12 protein-coding genes and 2 pseudogenes are annotated in these 19965 nt (G+C 58.1%); 5 read left to right on the forward strand and 9 right to left on the reverse strand.

Annotated elements, in window-relative coordinates; all coding sequences use genetic code 11:
• Positions 1-145 precede the first annotated feature (145 nt).
• Complete coding sequence (locus tag ACWPOC_RS09555) at positions 146-1978, forward strand: DUF4012 domain-containing protein (protein WP_455408483.1); 1833 nt, start codon at positions 146-148, stop codon at positions 1976-1978.
• A 67-nt stretch (positions 1979-2045) separates the two neighbouring features.
• Positions 2046-3149 (forward strand): DUF1972 domain-containing protein, encoded by a 1104-nt coding sequence (locus ACWPOC_RS09560; RefSeq protein WP_455408484.1) that lies wholly within the window; start codon positions 2046-2048, stop codon positions 3147-3149.
• 258 nt (positions 3150-3407) lie between these two features.
• On the opposite strand, the gene ACWPOC_RS09565 is transcribed toward ACWPOC_RS09560, so the two are convergent.
• Complete coding sequence (locus tag ACWPOC_RS09565) at positions 3408-4802, reverse strand: IS1380-like element ISRer1 family transposase (protein WP_011133493.1); 1395 nt, start codon at positions 4800-4802, stop codon at positions 3408-3410.
• Between the two features lie 406 nt (positions 4803-5208).
• On the opposite strand from ACWPOC_RS09565, the pseudogene ACWPOC_RS09570 reads away from it, so the two are divergent.
• Both ACWPOC_RS09570 and ACWPOC_RS09575 read left to right on the forward strand, forming a co-directional pair.
• A pseudogene (locus ACWPOC_RS09570) lies at positions 5209-6448 on the forward strand (IS110 family RNA-guided transposase).
• A gap of 197 nt (positions 6449-6645) precedes the next feature.
• Positions 6646-8287: pseudogene (locus tag ACWPOC_RS09575) on the forward strand (IS1634 family transposase).
• A gap of 503 nt (positions 8288-8790) precedes the next feature.
• Here ACWPOC_RS09575 and ACWPOC_RS09580 read toward each other — a convergent pair.
• The 8 genes from ACWPOC_RS09580 to rfbA all read right to left on the reverse strand — a co-directional run bounded on the left by ACWPOC_RS09580 (position 8791) and on the right by rfbA (position 18688).
• Positions 8791-10080, reverse strand: a complete 1290-nt coding sequence (locus ACWPOC_RS09580) for an oligosaccharide flippase family protein (RefSeq protein WP_455408485.1) — start codon at positions 10078-10080, stop codon at positions 8791-8793.
• A complete protein-coding gene (locus ACWPOC_RS09585; RefSeq protein ID WP_455408486.1) occupies positions 10077-11216 on the reverse strand; it encodes a Coenzyme F420 hydrogenase/dehydrogenase, beta subunit C-terminal domain in 1140 nt (379 codons plus the stop codon). The genes ACWPOC_RS09580 and ACWPOC_RS09585 overlap by 4 nt, the downstream gene beginning before the upstream one ends.
• Positions 11217-11366: 150 nt before the next feature.
• Positions 11367-11915, reverse strand: coding sequence for an acyltransferase (locus tag ACWPOC_RS09590; protein WP_455408487.1), 549 nt, complete (start codon positions 11913-11915; stop codon positions 11367-11369).
• 8 nt (positions 11916-11923) lie between these two features.
• Positions 11924-13042: a polysaccharide pyruvyl transferase family protein gene (locus ACWPOC_RS09595; protein ID WP_455408488.1), complete on the reverse strand. Its 1119-nt coding sequence runs from the start codon at positions 13040-13042 to the stop codon at positions 11924-11926.
• A 1338-nt stretch (positions 13043-14380) separates the two neighbouring features.
• Positions 14381-15181 (reverse strand): hypothetical protein, encoded by an 801-nt coding sequence (locus ACWPOC_RS09600; protein WP_455408489.1) that lies wholly within the window; start codon positions 15179-15181, stop codon positions 14381-14383.
• Between the two features lie 203 nt (positions 15182-15384).
• The gene (locus tag ACWPOC_RS09605) at positions 15385-16338 is read right to left on the reverse strand and encodes a glycosyltransferase (RefSeq protein WP_455408490.1); all 954 of its coding nucleotides are present in this window, start codon (positions 16336-16338) and stop codon (positions 15385-15387) included.
• An 889-nt stretch (positions 16339-17227) separates the two neighbouring features.
• The gene (gene rfbC, locus ACWPOC_RS09610; protein WP_455408491.1) at positions 17228-17809 is read right to left on the reverse strand and encodes a dTDP-4-dehydrorhamnose 3,5-epimerase; all 582 of its coding nucleotides are present in this window, start codon (positions 17807-17809) and stop codon (positions 17228-17230) included.
• 6 nt (positions 17810-17815) lie between these two features.
• Positions 17816-18688, reverse strand: a complete 873-nt coding sequence (gene rfbA / locus ACWPOC_RS09615; protein ID WP_455408492.1) for a glucose-1-phosphate thymidylyltransferase RfbA — start codon at positions 18686-18688, stop codon at positions 17816-17818.
• A gap of 136 nt (positions 18689-18824) precedes the next feature.
• On the opposite strand from rfbA, the gene rfbB reads away from it, so the two are divergent.
• On the forward strand, positions 18825-19835 hold the full coding sequence (gene rfbB / locus ACWPOC_RS09620) for a dTDP-glucose 4,6-dehydratase (protein WP_455408493.1): 1011 nt from the start codon (positions 18825-18827) through the stop codon (positions 19833-19835).
• Positions 19836-19965: the final 130 nt, after the last annotated feature.

Genomic DNA, 19965 nt, shown 5'->3' on the forward strand with positions numbered 1-19965 from the left:
ATCGTGGACGGAGCCTCCCAACTCCACGGTCACGATCACCGTGCAGAAGTTTACTTACAGTCACTGTTACCCACCACTTGAACGGTCGGCCAGATCGAATCGGGTTATCGTCTCGAGCGGAAACCACGAAGGGGGCACAAGCGGCGTGAACGATGTTACCGGTGAGTCAGTTTCGCCCGAACCGCGTCGACGCAAGGTGCGTAGGCGCCTGTCGGACGAGGAGATCGCAGCTCAGCGCAAGAAGCGCCGGCGCGTGCAGATCGGCTGCGGCGTAGGCGCACTCGTTGTCGTCGGATTCATCGGCTGGCTGGGTTATGAAGGCCTACAGGCGAAGTCGAACCTGGAAAAGGCACAGAACTTCGCGACGCAGGCGAAAGACGCACTGCTCGCAGGCGATACCGATAAGGCCCGCGTCGTCGCAGGCGACGCCGATCGTTACGCCCAGGACGCCCAGAGTTCGGTCGACTCGGTGCCGTGGCGTATTGCCGGCGCTGTTCCATTCTTGGGGAGCCCGTTCGATTCCACCCGCCAGATGACCACCATTGTGAGCGGTCTCACAGAGCAGGTTCTCCTCCCCGCGGTCGACGCAGGTAGCGCCGTGTCCCCCGATCAGTTGATTTTGGACGGTGCACGAATCAATCTTGCGGCTCTCCGCGATGCCGCGCCCGTCCTCGAGACGACCTCTGCGGCGATCACCGACCTCGACGAGCAGGCCCAGAACGTCGACAGCACGTGGCTCGGGCTGATCGACGACGCGCGGGTCGATCTGCAGGACCAGGTGTCCGAGTTGTCCGGCCTGCTGAACAACACCTCGCTCGCGGCACAGGTCGCGCCGGCGATGCTGGGCGCGGACGGTCCGCGCAGTTATTTCGTCGGTTTCCAGACGAACGCAGAGGCACGCGGTACGGGTGGACTCCTTGGCGGTTTTGCTGTCATTCGCGCGAACGACGGGGCCGTCTCCGTCGACGACGTCACGAGCAACCGGGAACTCCGGTTCGACTATGACCCGATCGACCTCGGCCCTGATTTTCAGCGCGCCTACGGTCACAGCCGGCCCACGCAGGACTTCCGCAACAGCAATGTGAGTCCGCACTTCCCGTATGCGGGCCAGATCTGGCAATCGATGTGGCAGCAGGAAACGGGCCAACGCATGGACGGAGCGATCGCGACCGATCCGGTGGCGTTGAGCTACGTCCTCGATGTGGTCGGTGACGTCACGCTCCCGAGCGGAGAGAAGATCACCGCGGAGAACGTGGTCGAACTGACCGAATCCACAGCGTACGCCCGCTTCGGCGACGATCAGACGGCCCGTAAGCGCTACCTGGAGACCGTGGCGAAGACTGTAGTTCAGAAACTCACAGGAAGCATCACCCGTCCGCAGGCGCTGCTCGAAGCACTGGGGCGCGCTGCGGGCGAGGGACGGCTCGCCGTATGGAGTTCAGCTCCGGACGAGCAAGCGGTACTGGAAACAACCCCGCTCGGCCACATCGTCCCCGACGACCCGGCTCCGTACGTCGGCGTCGTAGTCAACAATCTCGGCGGAAACAAGCTCGATTACTACCTGCAAAGAGCGATCGAGTACACCGCCGGACCGTGTGACGATGAGACTCGCGATTCCAAAGTCACTGTGCGCTTAACGAACTCATTACCAGACGGTGATTACACCAATTATGTCGCCGGCATGTTCGACAATCCCGTCGACGCCCCTGTAGGCACAAATCTCACTGACCTGGGCCTACTCGCCACACAGGGTGCCCAGCTTAAAAAGGTCACAATTAACGGCCGCCCAGGGTTCGCGTATACTTCCACGGAGCGTGGGCACCCGATGTTCAATATTCAAGCCGCAATTCCCCAAGGCGAGACGGTGGAAGTCGTCTACGAACTCACCGAACCCGTATCCGTCGGCGAACCTCAAATGCCTATACAGCCGCTCATCGACGAACCAAGCGTCATCCTCAATGCGCCAACATGTGGATAACCGTCCACCAAATACGCCAATAAGCGCAGCAAACCTCGTCCAAGATTGAGTATTTCGAAGGAAAGTCATGAAAAAGTCAGTTGCCATCATCGGAACCCGAGGATACCCGAGCTATTACGGCGGCTTCGAGACTCTCATCAGGCAACTAGCCCCTTACCTATCAGACCAAGGATGGGACGTCACCGTCTACGGACGGGACGGCGCCACCAAGGCCGACGATCCTGAAGTTGACCCAACCGTAAAAACTGTTGTCACGAAAGGAATCGAGTCGAAATCGCTCAGCACCCTTTCTTATGGACTGTCCTCCAGCGTTCATGCGACCATCAAGCGTCCTGATGTCGCCTTGGTTATGAATGTGGCAAACGGCTATTGGCTCCCCATCCTCAAGGCTCGCGGTATTCCTACGGTGGTCAACGTCGATGGCATCGAGTGGGAACGCGCAAAGTGGGGGAAGAAGGCAAAGACAGCTTTCAAGGTGGGCGCTCGCCTAACTGCTAAATTTGCAGATCGAATCGTAGTTGACTCCCGCGCGATCGGTAAGCGTTGGGAAGAAGAATTCGGCCGTTACGGCGATTTCATTCCTTACGGAGGCTCGCGCCCCGGCACTCTAGAGCCAGTAGCAGATCTTACCCCTGGCACCTATGCGCTTATGGTTGCCAGGTTTGTTCCAGAAAATTCGGTGGAAGAATTCTTTGATGCTACCGAGGAGATAGCGAAGGACCGAGACGTGGTTATTGTTGGCTCCTCCGGGTACGGTGGTGAACTCGATGAGAGAGCCGACCAGTTGTCTAGGAACTCTTCGCGAATTCATTGGATGGGCCATGTGAGCGATGATAGAAAACTATTCTCTCTGTGGCAGCACGCAGGTGCATACTTCCACGGTCATAGCGTTGGAGGAACTAACCCCGCTCTTGTACAAGCCATGGCTTGCGGAGCTCCCATCGTCGCTCGCGATACTGTATTTAACCGTGAAGTGCTTGGTCCGGACGGAAAATTCGTCGCACTTGATTCCGCTAACATTGCAGCCTCCCTGCTTTCAGTAATTAACGACAGAAATCTGCAAAATCGATTGCGAGCCAACGCGTTCGACCGCCAGGCTGCCGAGTACACCTGGGAAATTGTTTGCAAGAACTATGAGACGTCGCTTATTAGAGCCATGAAGCATGACTAACGCGTAATCAGTCATAGATTTCAGAGTTCAAAGGGTGGTCCCGGCAGTGCATGGACGGCTTTACTCTGCTTATCCGGTCCGACCTAACCTCAATCTTTCGCGCGGATCACGTGCCGGCCTGAGCGGATTCGGATTGGATACGGAGACCGTGGATCCGGTGTGCATCCACGGTCGACTGCCCGACACGGTCGGGTGACGCCGAGGTCCACGGCCTCGAAAATGGTTTCCTTTCGTCTTGATCGGACAGATACGTGCAGGTCACGCAGGCGCAGGAAGTGCCTCCAGCCGGTTCAGGCCGGCCACGAGGACATCGATATCGGGAGCTGTCGCGGCCAGCCGCAGCCGAACACGGCGGGCATGCCGGGCGACGCGACCGGCGATCGACAACAATCGCAGCCGCAGCCGCTTCGGCTCCCACCGCCGGGCCGCGACATCGGTCAACGCGAGCATCTGCATCCACGCGATCAGTTCACATGCGAGTTGCACGAGCGCCAACCAGATCCGATTCTGATCGAAACCGTGCAGCGGAAGATTCTGCAGCCCGGTGACTTTGGCTGTCCGAATCCGGTCCTCGCACCGAGCCCGACGCCGATGTCGCAGCTCCAGATCCGGGAGTTGCCCTCGGCGGGTATTGGTCACGAACGCGGTCAGGCGTAGGCCGTCACGGTCGGTGAACCGTAACTGCGCACCCGGATGCGGGCGCTCCTTCCTGACGATTACCCGCATGCCTTTCGGCCACGACGACAGATCGAGCAGGCCGGTCAACTCCGTCACCCAGGCGCCGTCGCGGACCTGTCCGTCCGAGTCGTAGGCCGGGGTCCATGCCTGGTCCGGGACGAGTTCGAGTGCGGCGACCATCGTCTCGGTCAATCCGAACCCCACCGAATACGACAGCCGCCGTTTGGTCAGATACTCGATCAACCCGTGGGTGCCGCCGGCCCCGTCGATACGCACCAGCACCTTCTTCCCGACCCGATATGCCGGGTCGACCGGCAACTGTGCGAGGGCGTCCTGCACCACGGTGATGTGATCGGCGGCGGTATTCGACCCCGAGTTACCCGGCCGCAGCAGCATCGCGACGGGTTCACCGGTGCCGCCTGTGCCGTGGTCGACGAACGCGCACAGCGGGTGGAAACCGAAGCCTCGCTTGAACGTCGGGGCGGCCTGTTCCTTCTCGGAGTGCGCGGTGACCAGCGTCGCATCGATGTCGAGGACCAGCGGATGCGCTTCGTCGATGGCGTGGTCCGGTGCCGACGTGCCGGCGGCGGCCCAGGCGTGGGAGCGGGCGGTGGCGCGGGCGCGTCCGATCGCGGCGAGCGCGGTGTCGGCGTCGGTGGCCAACACGCTGATCAGGCGGGAGACGGTCGGGTCGGAGGCCACTGCGCCGAAGATCTCCGGGTGAGCCCGCAGTTGTGCGATGTCGGCGAGGCAGTCCCCACCGATCGCCAATGCTGTCGCGAGATCGAGCACGATCTTGCCGGGATCGTGTCGGGCCAGCGGTTTTCGATACGGTGCGAGCTCGGTCGTCAACGCCGCAGCGAGGCCGGTCTTCTCCGCGGTGCGCAGCAGCAGGACCGTTCCGGCCTGCGACACGACGCCGGTCCCGGTGGCCGATGCGGACACGCGTGGGTAGGGGGACGTAGACTTGCTCACCTGAATGGTGCTCCTCGAACTGGTTGAAACTCGACCCTCAGCAAGTCGAATTATCCCAGTTCAGGGCACCATTCTTCGTATTCGACACGGGTGTCCGCTCGATCAGCACGAAAGCCCGAGGCTAATGGGAGCTACCGATCCCCACGACTGTGGCAAGGTTCGGTGTAGGTGGCGACCGGTGGATAACACTCTCAAGACCAGGCGTGGCCGTCCCCGAGCAGTCGGGCTGATGCCTGAACTCAGCCCGTGTACCCGCCGGTCGTGAGGGAAGCGGTGATCGCTGATGGGATGACGTACCCCGATGCCGTGCGTGTCGGTGAGTACTCGAGCCATGAGGTCGCCGACTGCTTTCCTCCGCTACCGGACCGAAAAATAGTGGATAGCAGCCTGTTCGGAGGGTCACTCCATGTTGTTCATCGGCGATGACTGGGCGGAAGGCCATCACGACATCGAGGTCGAAGACGACGTCGGCCGCCGGTTGGCGCGGATACGGCTGCCCGAGGGCGTCGAGGGGCTGGCCCGATTGCACGAGGTGGTGGCCGAACATCTCGATCCTGACAGGACCGGCAGCAGTGACCTCCCCGAGGGTGCGGTCGTGGTCGGGATCGAAACCGATCGTGGGGTGTGGGTGTCGGCGCTGCTGGCCTGTGGCTATCAGGTCTATGCGATCAACCCGATGTCGGCGGCACGATATCGGGAACGGCACGGCACCTCGGGAGCCAAATCCGACGCCGGCGACGCTCACGTTCTCGCCGAGATCGTCCGGCTGGACCGCGGCCATCACCGCCAGATCGCCGGGGATTCCCCGCAGGTCGAAGCCCTGAAACTGCTTGCCCGGGCCCACCAAGGCCTGATCTGGGACCGGACCCGGCACCTGCAGCGGATGCGGTCGGCGCTCCGCGAGTACTTCCCGGCCGCATTGACCGCGTTCGACAACCTCGCCGCCCCGGACACTCTGGCATTGCTGCGCAAGGCTCCCGATCCGGATCGCGCAGCACGACTGACCACCGCGCAGATCACCGCGGAACTGGCCCGGGCGCATCGGCGCGGGGACCGTACCACCAGGGCCACCCGCATCCGCGATGCGCTGCGGGCACCGTCGCTGCGGCAGCCGGCTGCAATCGAACATGCCTACGCGGTCGTCGTGGCCGGGCAAGCGCGCATGCTCGAGCACCTGGCCGAGCAGATCGAGGAGCTCGAGCAGGAGGTGAAGCGCAGTTTTCGTGGGCACCCGGCCGCTGAGATCGTCCGCAGCTGTCCCGGTCTGGGGGATGTGCTGGGCGCCCGGGTGCTGGCAGAATTCGGCGACGATCCGCACCGATACCGCAATGCCAAAGCCCGCAAGAACTACGCCGGGACCTCCCCGATCACCCGAGCATCGGGGAAGAGGAAGACGGTGTCGGCGCGCTACGCCCGCAACAAGCACCTGGCCGATGCGTGTCACCAGTGGGCGTTCTGCTCGATGAATACCTCACCGGGCTCGCGCCTATTACGACGCTCTGCGGGCCCGGGAGGTCGGCCACCATGGCGCGCTTCGTCAGCTCGGTAACCGGCTCGTCGGGATCCTCCACGGATGTCTCAAGACCGGCACGATCTACGACGAAAGCACCGCCTGGCCCCAAGTTCCCACACAAGCCGCGGCTTGACACAGATACGCCAGGGGATGTCTGAGTTAGCTCACATCTTCGGGATGAACGATGGCTTACGTCTGTGAACTGCAGTTTCTCGTCGGGATCGGTCTGATTTCACGCACTAACGACGCTGGTTCTAGGCTCGGCGGGTGGCGTTTGTCAGTAAGGTGCGCACCAAGTCCGGGGCCACGGCTGTGCAGGTCGCCTGATATGTGGGTGGCCGGCAAGAGATTCTCAAACACATCAGTTCCGCCTACACCGACGTCGAACTCGGGATGCTTCTCGAACGCGCTCGTGCCTCGCTCGAAGCCGGCCAGCAGGCCCTCGACCGGACGTCACGCCCCAGATTCCCGTGGAAAAAGCCGCTGGTCACCGGGCAGAGCGCACTGCTCGAACCTGCAGCTGAACCTATGCAGGTTGATGCGCCGGGACGTACCGAATCGACCGGGGCGGTGCTGCTGCGGCAGGTGCTGGCCGAGGTGTACGACCAGCTCGGCTTCGGGATCGTCGAAGATGCGGTGTTCCGGGATCTGGTGATCGCCCGCATCGTCGAACCCGGTTCGAAACTCGACGGCGGCCGAGTCCTGCAGGATCTCGGCGCGGACCCGCCGAGCTACGCGACGATCAAACGTCACCTCAAGCACGTCGTTGAGCGAAACTACCGGGACCGCATCGCCGAGAAGTGCTTTGCTCATGCCGCCAAAACCGGCGGCCTGAGCCTGTTGTTGTACGACGTGACGACCTTGTACTTCGAGGCCGAGAAAGAAGATGACCTGCGCAAAGTCGGGTACTCGAAAGAACGTCGAGTCGACCCGCAAATCGTCGTCGGATTGCTGGTGGATCGCACAGGTCCCCGCTCGAGATCGGCTGCTACGAAGGCAACTCCGCCGAAACACACACCATCGACCCGATCGTGCGGCAGTTCCAGGCCCGCCACGACCTCGACGGAGTCGAGATGGTCGTCGCCGCCGACGCCGGGATGCTGTCCGCGTCCATCTCGCAGCGTTGGACGAGGCCGGGCTGAAGTTCATCGTCGGCTCCCGCGCCACGAAAGCGCCCGGTGATCTCGCCTCCTACTTTCATTGGAACGGCAATGTTTTCACCGACGGGCAGATCATCGACACGATCACGTCACGGCACGGCCCCTCCGTGGTCGACAACTCTCGCAAGCGCGCCGAACCGGTATGGGCTCGGGCGGCGCATCCGAATGCGTGGCGGGCGGTGTGGCAGTACTCGCGCACCCGCGCCGCCCGGGACGAGAAGACACTCAACGCGCAGGAAGCCCGCGCCCGGGGCCGTGGTCGACGGGGACACCGCACCGAAGTCAACGGGATTGGTGAAGACGACTGCGAAAGGCCGGCGACTGGATACTGCGTCGCTCGAACGAGCCCGGATGCTCGTCGGGCTGAAGGGATATGTCAGCAATCTTCCTGTCTCACTGATGAATCCGGGCGAATTCATCGGTAAGTATCACGAGTTGTGGCATGTGGAGCCGACGTTTCGGATGTCGAAGACGGATCTGCGGGCACGGCCGATCTTCCACCGCACCCGCGACGCAATCGAGGCGCACCTCACGTGGTGTTCGCGGCCTTGGCTATCTCACGGGTGGTCCAGGACCGCAGCGGCCCCGCGATCGGCAAGGTCGTCTAACTGCTGCGACCGCTACGGTCGGCAACCATCGCGATCAACGGAACCCGACACACCTCCCCACCCGACGTCGACGCCGACAGGCAGACCCTGCTCGACCGGATTTCGCGGCCTGAACTCACGCACTACCGATATGAGCCAACTATGGAGATCTCGGCCGCTGAACAGGAGGTTCTCACCCGTCTCGGGTTCGAATCGGGACACTAAGCCAAATATCCTAACTCGGGTCTTAACTCGGGAGCGGGGCGGCGAGTTCGCTATCGATACGGGCCGATCCGAGGCGCTCGAGGACCTTGTCACGGCGGCCTTGCTTGACCACGATCTGCACCGCGGTCTCTCCCGAGGCGGTGCGGACCTTGCGCGGATACAAGCGGCCACGAGGCGGAGTCGACCGAGCCGTTACTGTACCGTTTTACGAACACGAACCGCCGCTACCTGCGCAGATACACCGACTACACCGAAAACCGATTCGCGTGGTGCGACTCAGGACTGAGGCGCCCCGATTGCAAGACGCGATGCGACCGAACCCGACGTGCGAACGGGAACCCCGCGCAGGCAGGCAGATGTTCCAGAAAGAACGAATCCTTGGGCAGCGCTGGCGTACTAGAACGGGCAATCGGCGAATCCAGTCGCAGACAAAAGAAACTTGGGCTCTCTCCCCGCACCACGACGCCATACCGCGAAAACCGCGCCGTCGATCTCCGCTTGTCTCACTTCAAGACCCGAACCAACTGAACGAAATCCGAACGTCGAAGTAAAAGGTCGGACCCTCTTATCCTAAGCGCCAACAGGACTATCACAAGTAGCGAGAAGTAAGCAATCGTGGACGCAAATGCAACGCCAGGAGCACCCAACCGAGGAGCCAACAGATACAACCCACAGAGACCAACGACCAACGAGACGACCTGACTACTCGTCATCATCCCTCCTCTTCCACGTGCCGCGAGCATCATGGAACCCACATAAGCTGTCGTCATTGCGACCGATCCGATTAGCGAAACCACCACTACTGGAATCGATCCCGAGAACTCGGCACCAAAGACCAACGGCACGACAAATGGACTAAGCACCCCAAGACTCAACGACACCATGAACGACGCGAGAAAACCCGAGCGCAATCCAAACCCTGACAGGCCACTCAAATCCTTCGCCTCCGCCTTAGCGGATTCGTTGAAGAAATGCGCACCTAGGGCATGTCCCACGCTCAACGGAATCGAGCTAATGGTAACTGCCACAGAATAAAGGCCGGCGCCATAAGCGCCAATCAGAGGGAGGACCAGTAGTTGATCAAGTCGATTCGACGCCGCCTCGGCGATCCCACTGCCCGCATATTTTATTCCACCCGCAAGTAGAGACCGCCGACTCGCGCGTGGACCAAGAAACGTAACGCGAGTTAGATATATCCCGAGACCACAGGTCACCAACGAACCCAGAATATTAGCACACAGCACGACGGGCACGGACAGAACACTGAATGCGAAGGCAAGCGCAACTAGAAGCACATATACTATCGATTGTGCCACCTGAATTGCAGCTACGGCACGATAGCGCGACAAAGCTATTAGAGCACTTTGATCGCAAAGCCAGCTGACGGTCAAAGGGGCACATAGCGCCCCGGTAAACGCTACCAACGCCGCTTCTGAAGACATCGACCTAAAAATAAAGACGCTCAACAGAAACGCAATCAATCCGGACGGCACAAACATCATGACGCTTAAATCTCGTGATGCCCGGATAATCCTCGACCAATCACCTTTCACCGATGCACGGCGAACTTCAAGCGGTACTCCGAGCGACACCAGAATGGGAACAAGAGCGAATGCAGCCAGCGCCGTAGCCGCTTCTCCTCGACCTTCAGGGCCCAACGCTCGCGCAATCACCGGCGCCGTAATAAGCGTCAGAAACATAGCCACAATCCGACTCAAGGCAATCAGCGAAACTGAATTTGTGCCGACTAGCGTCCTCACTCGCCCATAGCCGGCGACCAAGCCCACCTTCACGGCCGCTGGCCAATGCTTCCGAGCGCAATCGATCTTCTTGCCGTACCGACAATCGCCCGAAGGGTTCCAACCGGATTCCGTAGCGAAAGTCGTAAGAGTTCGTATCCGTAGTATCGCGGAATCCGCTTGCCGGACAGGAGCCGCCCCATCAATCTCCCGAGCAAGAAAAACTTTCTCTCAACCTGCAAGGGCTGAATCTTGGCAACATCATCCAAATTAACGCGCGATAGGACAATTATGCCATCCTCGGCTGCCTCCATCAGAATTTGGTGACCTCGCGCTGACCGCGCGATTACAACCGAGTTCCCGTCATCGTCATCAAACTTCGGATACCCACTCTCGTCAGCCAGCCAATAATCTCCGACGGATATATCTGCGTCGGAACCGGTACCATCGACACATAGCTTACAACGCCACTGAATATCCCTACCGATGTGACGACCCCAGGACTCGTCGTAGGACATTGAGACGCGTTTTCCACCACCTACGGCAACGAACTCCCCGGGCCAACCCTGCCCTCGATAGCGAACCTCGCTCACTACCGGGGCAGGAATACCTAGGAACTCAACCAATTTTTCCGTTCCAGTTTGACTTGGAGTACCTGCACAAAAGAAAGAAAGCCGTAACGGTCGGGCATCATCGGAGATGCCGACCGCTCGGTTTAATCGAGAAACGGCCGAAACTTCACACGGCTTCGCAACGAGCACACTATTCGCGTCATAGGGGTCAAACGCTAAAAGGTTCGATACGGGAGCATAGCGGGATCCAGCCGCAGAAATCGCGGACGTCGACTCTGTAATCCGGGTAGGCATCGTTCGCTTGGGATCACTGGTGCCGCTAACACTTGCCGTCACCGAATTAATGTCATCTCTCGTCAGGAGCCAAGCACTCAGGGCCGTCAGCACACCGCCACTGCTCCCGCGATACCGTATGGTGGGATCCGAAGCATACCCCTCCCAGGCGGAAATATAGGCGCCAAATACAGCATGAGACTTCTCGTCTCCATGCTTGGGTGCGTCCAGCCTTATTCCCGGACACACAGCCCTAAACGTCGATGCCTCTTCCCTTACTTGCCTTCTATCCGCACCTTCTTCGACGACAAAAGGCCTCAGAAAACCATCTTCACTAAGGTCCATAGAGACTCTCGGAGAAATCAACGAGCAAGCGCCGCACCCAGTGCAGTTCCCGTTCCTGACTACCCGACGAATTGATCTGCCAAGCTTGTCTACCACGCCCAGAGCCTTCCAATGCACAATTCAAATTCACCAAATCTGTTGACTCACCCACTATTGGAAAGGAAGGTGATAGCCCAATTCGTAGGTAAGTTCGCGAGAGCGTTCACCTATCGGCCGAGCAGGAACCCCACCGACGATTGTGTACGCGGATACATCGCGCGTGACGACCGCCCCAGCCGCGACCACCGCGCCTTCCCCGACCGTAACTCCAGGAAGCAGCGTGGAACGGGAGGCGATATAGGCGCGGTCTTGAATTTGAACTTCCCCACCTACCACGCCAAAATCCGGCGCATTTGGATCGTGCTCAAGCGTAAAGATTTGAACATGTCCGCTAATATTGACATTCGACCCGATTTTGATTCCACGGCGTCCGTCAAGGAAGCAATCGTTTCCCACGATCGAGTTCTCGCCAATACAAATTCCTTCCGGTGCAAAAAACACCGTCCTCCAATGCATCGACGTTCCGGTCCCGATCTTGACTCCAAACAGATTGCGATACACAAATAATCGGAACCGATGATTAGGCACACGACCTACTAAAAATATGCAATACAGCCGAAACCCTCGTAGGATGTCGGCAAGCTTGCGAAGGTAATTCATATATAATCCTATCGTGAAAGCGTATGACTGGCGTCTAGTACCCGACGCACCGCAAGGTCGCGTATATCTTGCGCGATCGAATCCGTACCCATTACCTTGGGGAGGACCGCAATGGTATCTTCCACGATGCGTGGATCGCGCCGACGTAGATCAAAATAGTATTCCCAACCTAAGTCGGCAAGAAGAGGTTCGAACTTCCGAGAGTAGGCCCAAGGAATTGCGGGGACTCCCGTTGATAAGGCGTTTAATGCCGCGTGCATGCGCGACGCAATAAGCACGTTAGCACCCGAAATCTCTGCCCTCGCATGATCTAGATCAGTTGGCTGCACAACCCGAAAGTCTTCTCCGGTGGATTTCTGAAGCTCCCTGATCGCGACCATGTCATTATCGGCGTTGTCCGAATCAAGGACGTGCGCCAGCAATGTTAACTCGTGACCACTTTCTTTAATAGATGCGACCAGGCGGGTAACTACAGAACGGTAGTAGACCGCGTCGACGTGCGGATTCTCATTCCAAAGAAGCCCCGAGACATTCAAGATCACGTCGTGCCGACACTTATCGGTCGGCTGTTCGATCAGAAAAACCACATCGGAACCATGCGTAATCACTCCGCTATGAATTCTCCTGGCAGTGTTGACGCTGACCGAATCACGTCCGATGACAAGCGCGGCATTGCGTATTGACCAACTAGCCAACGCCGTGGCCATCTTATGCTCAAAAGGACCAACTGTCTGAGGACCCATAACGAGCGGGATGCCAAGCCTAGACACCAGATTGCGCAGCAAGCTCATTTCCACGTGACGGCGCATTCCATATATGTCTGCGAAGCTGTCGCCGGCGCCCGTATCGATCACGAGGTCGAATTGCGACAAAAATCGTGTGAGGGTCGACGAGCCACCAATAGAAGCACCAACGATTGACTTCAGACCCAATCGAGGACTTCCGCCTATGCCGCCATAGCTCAGAAATTCGACGCTCGCTTCGGGCGCCAGCCGTCTTGCTAGTTGCCGAGTTCCCGCCGCTAGTGCCTGGACACCCAAATTCGTGCTGTTCTGATCAGCCCACAACACCAATATCCGTTGGAAGTCGTTAACGTCGCGCAAATTGTCCTCTTCCTGGAGCGGCAAGCGCCAAACCTGGCCCTATTGAAGCCTGGTATTGGCCGATACTCGGTTCGGGTTGCACAAGACGGTTTAGGTTGCGGTTTGCAATTACGGCACTGACGCCGGCGCCTAACACCATCCAGTAGTAATTTTGGTACTGAGTAATAGGTGCAACAGTGAGAATTAGTGGAATCTGAGCTATTAAGGCGATAGAGAACGGCTTCGAGCCATCTTTATACCCTCGCCACGCAACAAATATCACACCGGCTATATAGCACGCTGCCGCGAACCATCCCAGGTACAACCCTACGTACAAAACACCATTGTCGATGGAATAAAAGCTCGACCACACATATGTTACGCCATCCGGAGCTGGTACCCCCCCGGGAGCCAGACCTATGAGTCTGACTATGTTCATTAGATCGAGTAAACCTTCTCGGTACGCAGTACTGTCGGTTAGTTCAGCGCTATTCTCGGCCTTAGAGATGCGTTGGAGGAATAAGTTGCTGCCAATCCACGTCGCTAGTCCCATCCCGACTGAACCAGCGAACTTCGCAATCCCCGAAGCATTGGAGGCGACCAGTGTAAGAATTAGTACAATGACTCCTGCGACCATAGAGCTACGGCTTGACGTAGCGACAATGCCTAAAAGAATCCCTGCGATCATCACTTTGTCAGAGATTCTTGATCTCATGGCCAAGGCAAAGGGAAGGAGAAGGCACAGCGTAGCGCCCAGCGAAATTGAGTGACCAAACGTCAGCTCAGCCCTGATCTGGCCGCCGCGTTCCTGCAGCCCCATCCAGGGCCCGTCTCCACTTCCGAGCCTAAAGATGAATAAGGTCGACACATTAAACTTCAGCAGCATTTGAACTAAGGCTAACCAGCCGAGTATTCCCCCTAAGCGATTTGCAACGCGAGAAAAATTAGCCCCGGCGAACATGAACCGGCCAGCCGCATAGCAGGAGACCCATTCAAATAGTACTTGAGTTGTCAAGTGAAGCGGCGACGAAAATAGAGCTGTTGCTACTATCGCAGTGATCGCTAACGCAAGGACCGAGGTGTCGCACCAGTGCCAGGTAACTTTTCGTCGCCCGAGTAGGACTAGCACAATTCCAAATGAGATTATTGCCGCAAATGGGATTCTGTATCCGACAAACTGAAATGAAATCCACGGTGGAACCAGCGCGACACTAAGAATCCATACGGAGAGGATCGCATTAGGCTTATCCCTCAAGGAGACCAACAACAACGCGACTGCGAGAGTCCCGATGAGGAGGATACTCATATAGGGCCCGAAGAACGGGGTCGCAATAGCTAAGAGCAATCCGATAGCGAGGGACCCTAGCGACCATTTTGTTGTCATCATGATCCCCCAAGGCTGTTTTCTTGGGCCACCCGAATCCATCCCTCGTCGATGATTTTCGTCGCATGGTGGCGCCGGTCGTAAATTGTTTGTTTGTCGAGTGCTAAAACCCGTCGGACAGCTTGAGGCCAGTCCTCGTCGTCCTGGACGAAGCCTGGCCAATCCTCACCGAAAAGTTCTTCGATATGTTCATGTCGTGGTGCCACCACTGGAACCCCGGACTCAAAAGCGCGCACTGCGACGCCACTTTGAAAGAAATTTGAATACGGGACTACGATGCAGCCGGCCGTTTTGATGAGGTGATCGAACTCCTGTTCTGGCAAGAATTTGTCCGAAACGAACCAGCCATCCACGCTTGGCCATTGCCTCCCATGGATCTCCAGAGGGGCACGCAGGTTTTCCCAACTCGCTGCGATAGCTACGAGTGGCCACAGTGTACGTGCTTCCTTATACTGCCCGAGAACTCGAACTGCCGCCTCTTCAGCACCTTCCGGGCCTTCCGTGGAAGGAACCGACAACGGATGGCTCGCGATGATCGCCTTTACCCGGGAATTATCCCACAATGCCTCAGCTGCGTGCCTCGTGTGACATAGGGCAGTGATATGAAAACGCGAACTGATCCAAGAAAAAGCCCGCTTTGCAGGGCGCGAATGACCTAGCTGAGCTCGTAGTGGCGTGGGATCGTGGTGGATCAAGATTACATGATTTCGCTTGGCCAAAAATATCCACGTAATTATATCCAGGTATCCAAACAACGGCCATACTACGAGGATAACTTGATTTTGGTGGCGTGTAGCCATTCTAATCCGTCGGCATAATATTGCCGTCGCAACTCTGACCTTCTTGAGGATACCGACTTGCCCGTCGCCTGGCTCAGAAATAATTTCGATACGCTCGACTTTAACCCTACGAAGGGTGTCTGCTAATTCGGCTTGATAATGAGCCAATGTAAGTGGGAGCGGATTCACGATCACCACTGCAGCGGTATTCGACATAGATCAAGTTACCCCTCTCGGATTGATCCGTGCTGCAGCCTCAACCGTCCGGTTAAACCATCGAAGATTCCCCAGGCGCGGGCCCTTAGACGCTCCGTGCTCATGGATGGGAGATCTCTGAGCACCATCTTCGCAGCGGAACTCAGGCATGAAAGAAGTACGTTTTTCATGCCTTTTCTCTTTCGCCAGTACATTATTTGGTTTCTAGTGCCAAAATATATCGGGGTGGTGTTGGTATCCTGTGACGCGTACGCGTTCCGGATGCAGGCTACAGTTCCGATCGCCCTTATGCGAGATCCGAGATCGACATCTTCCCAATAGAGGAAGTAGTCCTCGTCGAATCCTTTGACCTCGCGATAAGCAGTGGATTCAACAAGGAGACAGGCTCCATCTAGCCAATCGGTGCTGGTTGGCTCGGGCGGCGTCAGACGATGATATACATTACCTTTGACGCCTATTCCGCCTCCAGCGGACCAGATTGTCTGGGTCTCTCCGCGACGCAAGATTGGGCCAGCGAGTGCGTGAGAGCCAGAACGTAAGCCTTCGACTAATCGCTCGACACAATCGCGCTCAAGAATTACTTCGTGGGTCATAAACAATACAAGAGGATACTCTTGCCCGAGGGCCTGGAAGCCGGCATTCATTCCCCCTGCGTACCCTTTATTCTCGGATAAGGTAACCGTCAATACATTAGAGCTACCCGAAAATAGCTCCTCGATGACGCCATCGCCGGATGCGTTATCTACGACTACGATCCGCGACGGCGCGGAAGTCTGGCCTTCAAGCGCATGGATCGTTTTGGCGATCGACGGGCCGAGTCGGTAATACAGAACTACAGCACCGTAGGAATTGTTCTGCGCCTGTACGGAGTTAGGATGTCGAACAGAAACTGAATCGTTCATTCGCTCCATCGTTTCGGTTTTACGACCTTCTGCACCGGCACGTTTTTCATCTCGACCCACTAATGCAATCCCGATCGATACTTGGCGAATACCATAGTGTGGTGTTTGCGGCCATACGCCTTGTAGGCATGACCGCTGTCTCCGGCCGCGTCAGCTGACCGCGGAGGCATGGCGGTGCGTGGTTTGGGGCCGTGCGATCGTGATAGGAAATAATCCCGCCCCCGAGCCAGGCTCGACCGGCGGAAGACCCAAAAACTCTGCATTCTGAGTTTTGCGTTTGCGCCTCGATTTGCGGCTGCGTACACGATAAATAGGCGTCGTACGAGCCCGAGAGATCTCTGTCGGCTCGCCTTTTACAACACCCCTTCGGCCGCGATGGCGACGGCTCAGTCGGGACGTGTAGCAGGAGTCGGCGCGCCTCCCACTCCAATCGTGCGAACGTTCTTGGCATGCGGTTCCTCCCCGAAATCCGCTGCGGATGCCACTCCGCTCATACCTGATGGGCTCGGTCGCCAACGACACGCAACTTCCTCCCCAGGCGTTGCTTGTGTGGCGACACGGCCGGTGGGCCGTAGATCCATATCCTTAGGCATCTGGTGCCAGTTCGCATCTTATAGCCTGCTCAGTTCGCGTCCCCCATGCTGATGGCGAGCAGACCTGTGGTGCGGCCGGGACTCGACTCTCCAAATAACCGCAGTTCTAAGCGAGGTTCCCTGTATGAGGCGTCACCGTGGTCGTCTTAGGACTGTTGGTCAAACGCCCTTACTGTGTCCAGAATCACAGTTCAATGTGGTTCTCTGCGACTTCTAGGGTGGCCGGCAGGCCGCCGACGCGCCTCAAGACGACTCGGTTGAACGAGAGCGCCCACCGACCTACCGGGGCGGATTAATACTTGTAACCGCATGAGGTGCTGATGCCGAGGACTCGGTTCGGCTGCACGACTTACTCATCACCAACGGGGCAGCATTCGCCCGGCAGCGGCTTGCGCAAGCGTCGGAGCCGCGCGGTCCTTCGAAGACAGCTCATATTCGAGAAGCGCTCCGTCACGCCCGACGGTTGGCCACTCGATACCTAAGTCCGGATCGAGAGGATTGATCTCGTGTTCGTGGTCGGGATCATAAGGAGTCGAGCACAGGTACATCACTGTCGAGTTGTCTTCCAACGCAAGGAAGCCATGTCCAAGTCCCTCGGACAGGAAAATGGCACGTCGGTCTCGCGTGTCGAGCAAGACCGAATCCCACTGCCCGTAGGTGGGCGATCCCATGCGCAGGTCCACGACCACATCGAGCACAGATCCGGATACGCAGGTCACGTATTTGGCTTGACCAGGCGGTACATCTGCGTAATGGATGCCGCGGAGCACCCCAGCAGCCGAGACCGAGCAGTTTGCTTGGGCCACATGCAGGGTTCGTCCAGCGGCGTCGGAAAATGTGGCTTGTTTAAACCACTCAAGGAACACGCCTCGGTCGTCACCAAACAGTTGAGGCGTGATTTCCCAGGAGCCCGCAATTTTCAGTTCGCGGTATCGCATCTACTTCTAACCCTTTCCTCGATTGAGCAAATCAAGTAGATAATTCCCGTATCCCGACTTAAGTAGAGGTTGTGCCAGTTCAGATAATTCATCGTCTGTGATGAATCCGCGCCGCCATGCCACCTCTTCAGGCGCACCGATCTTCAGTCCCTGGCGTTGCTCGATTGTGCGCACGTAATTTGACGCATCAAGCAGCGAGTCAAAGGTGCCGGTGTCGAGCCAGGCTGTGCCCCTCGGAAGCACCTCTACTTGCAGTTTCCCTGTCTCAAGATAAGCGCGATTTATATCGGTAATCTCATACTCGCCTCGCGCTGACGGCTTCAACGATCTGGCAATCTCGATGACGTCGTTGTCGTAGAAATACAGACCTGGCACGGCATAGTTAGACTTGGGGTCGGCTGGCTTTTCTTCAAGGGAGAGCGCTCGCCCGCCATCGTCGAATTCGACAACACCATAAGCGGTCGGATCCGAGACCCAATAGGCAAATACTGCTCCGCCGTCGATATTTCCGAATCGAGTGAGCTGCGTGCCCAAGCCGGGACCGTAGAAGATATTATCGCCGAGAATCAAAGCCGCTGGCTCACTACCGATGTGGTCCGCACCAAGCAAAAATGCTTGCGCCAAACCGTTCGGTGTCTCCTGAATTGTGTAATCAAGGTTTACACCGAATTTGGATCCGTCACCGAGCAGTCTTCGAAATTGCTCCGCATCATGCGGGGTTGTGATCATCAGGATGTCCCGAATCCCCGCGGCTATAAGCGTTGACAGTGGGTAGTAAATCATCGGCTTGTCATAGACGGGCGTCAGCTGCTTGCTTATCCCAACAGTGATCGGATGCAACCGCGAACCGGTTCCCCCGGCCAAGATGATTCCACGCATGACGAACAGTGTTTCATCTCAACACGCTTGCGGCGAATCGACCGTGAACTACAGCCGCGGCCCATGGATCGCAAAGCGCGTAGTTGTACATCCGTCAAGTAACAAACTCGTCTCACTCCCGGTAGGGTCTGCGTGCATGAGGCTGCTCGTCACCGGCGGTGCCGGATTCATCGGTGCAAATTTCGTCCATCAGACCGTCGCGGAACGACCCGACACTCAGGTCACCGTGCTCGACAAGCTCACCTACGCCGGCAACCGCGCCTCCCTCGACCCCGTCGCCGACACGATCACCTTCGTCCAGGGCGATGTCGCCGACGCCGACCTCGTCGACCGGCTCGTCGCCGACACCGATCTGGTGGTGCACTTCGCCGCCGAATCCCACAACGACAACTCGCTGGCGAACCCGGCGCCGTTCGTGCAGACCAATCTCGTGGGCACCTTCACGCTGCTCGAGGCCGTCCGCAAGTACGACGTGCGCTATCACCACATCTCCACCGACGAGGTGTACGGCGACCTCGCCCTCGACGACCCCGCTCGCTTCACCGAGGCCACCGCCTACAACCCGTCGAGCCCCTACTCGTCGACCAAGGCCGGTTCGGATCTGCTGGTACGCGCCTGGGTGCGCTCGTTCGGCGTCCGCGCGACCATCTCCAACTGCTCGAACAACTACGGCCCGTACCAGCACGTGGAGAAGTTCATCCCCCGCCAGATCACCAACGTGCTCACCGGCGTACGCCCCAAGCTCTACGGCACCGGCACCAACGTGCGGGACTGGATCCACGTCGACGACCACAACAGTGCCGTGTGGACGATCATCGAACACGGACAACTCGGGGAGACCTATCTGATCGGAGCGGACGGGGAGACCGACAACCGCACCGTCGTCGAAACCGTCCTCGAGCTGTGCGGCAAGGACCGCAGCGAGTTCGATTTCGTCACCGACCGCCCCGGCCACGACCTGCGCTATGCCATCGACGCGACCCGCCTGCGCACCGAACTGGGCTGGCAGCCCCGCTACCGCGACTTCCGTGAAGGCCTGGCCGCGACCATCGACTGGTACCGCGCCAACGAGCAGTGGTGGACGCCACACAAGCACGCCACCGAAACTGCCTACGGATCCATTGAAAAGATACTTTTTGGTAACTAATTTTGCGACCCGGCAACTTTGAAAGCCCGCCCGGGATAAATACCTAAATTGGGGCATGCACGAGGTAAAACTTAATTGGTCGCACAACTGACTGATTCGAAACTTCGCTGTCACATAAACGAACACAGTC

It is taken from the genome of Rhodococcus sp. 5G237 (assembly GCF_053764735.1).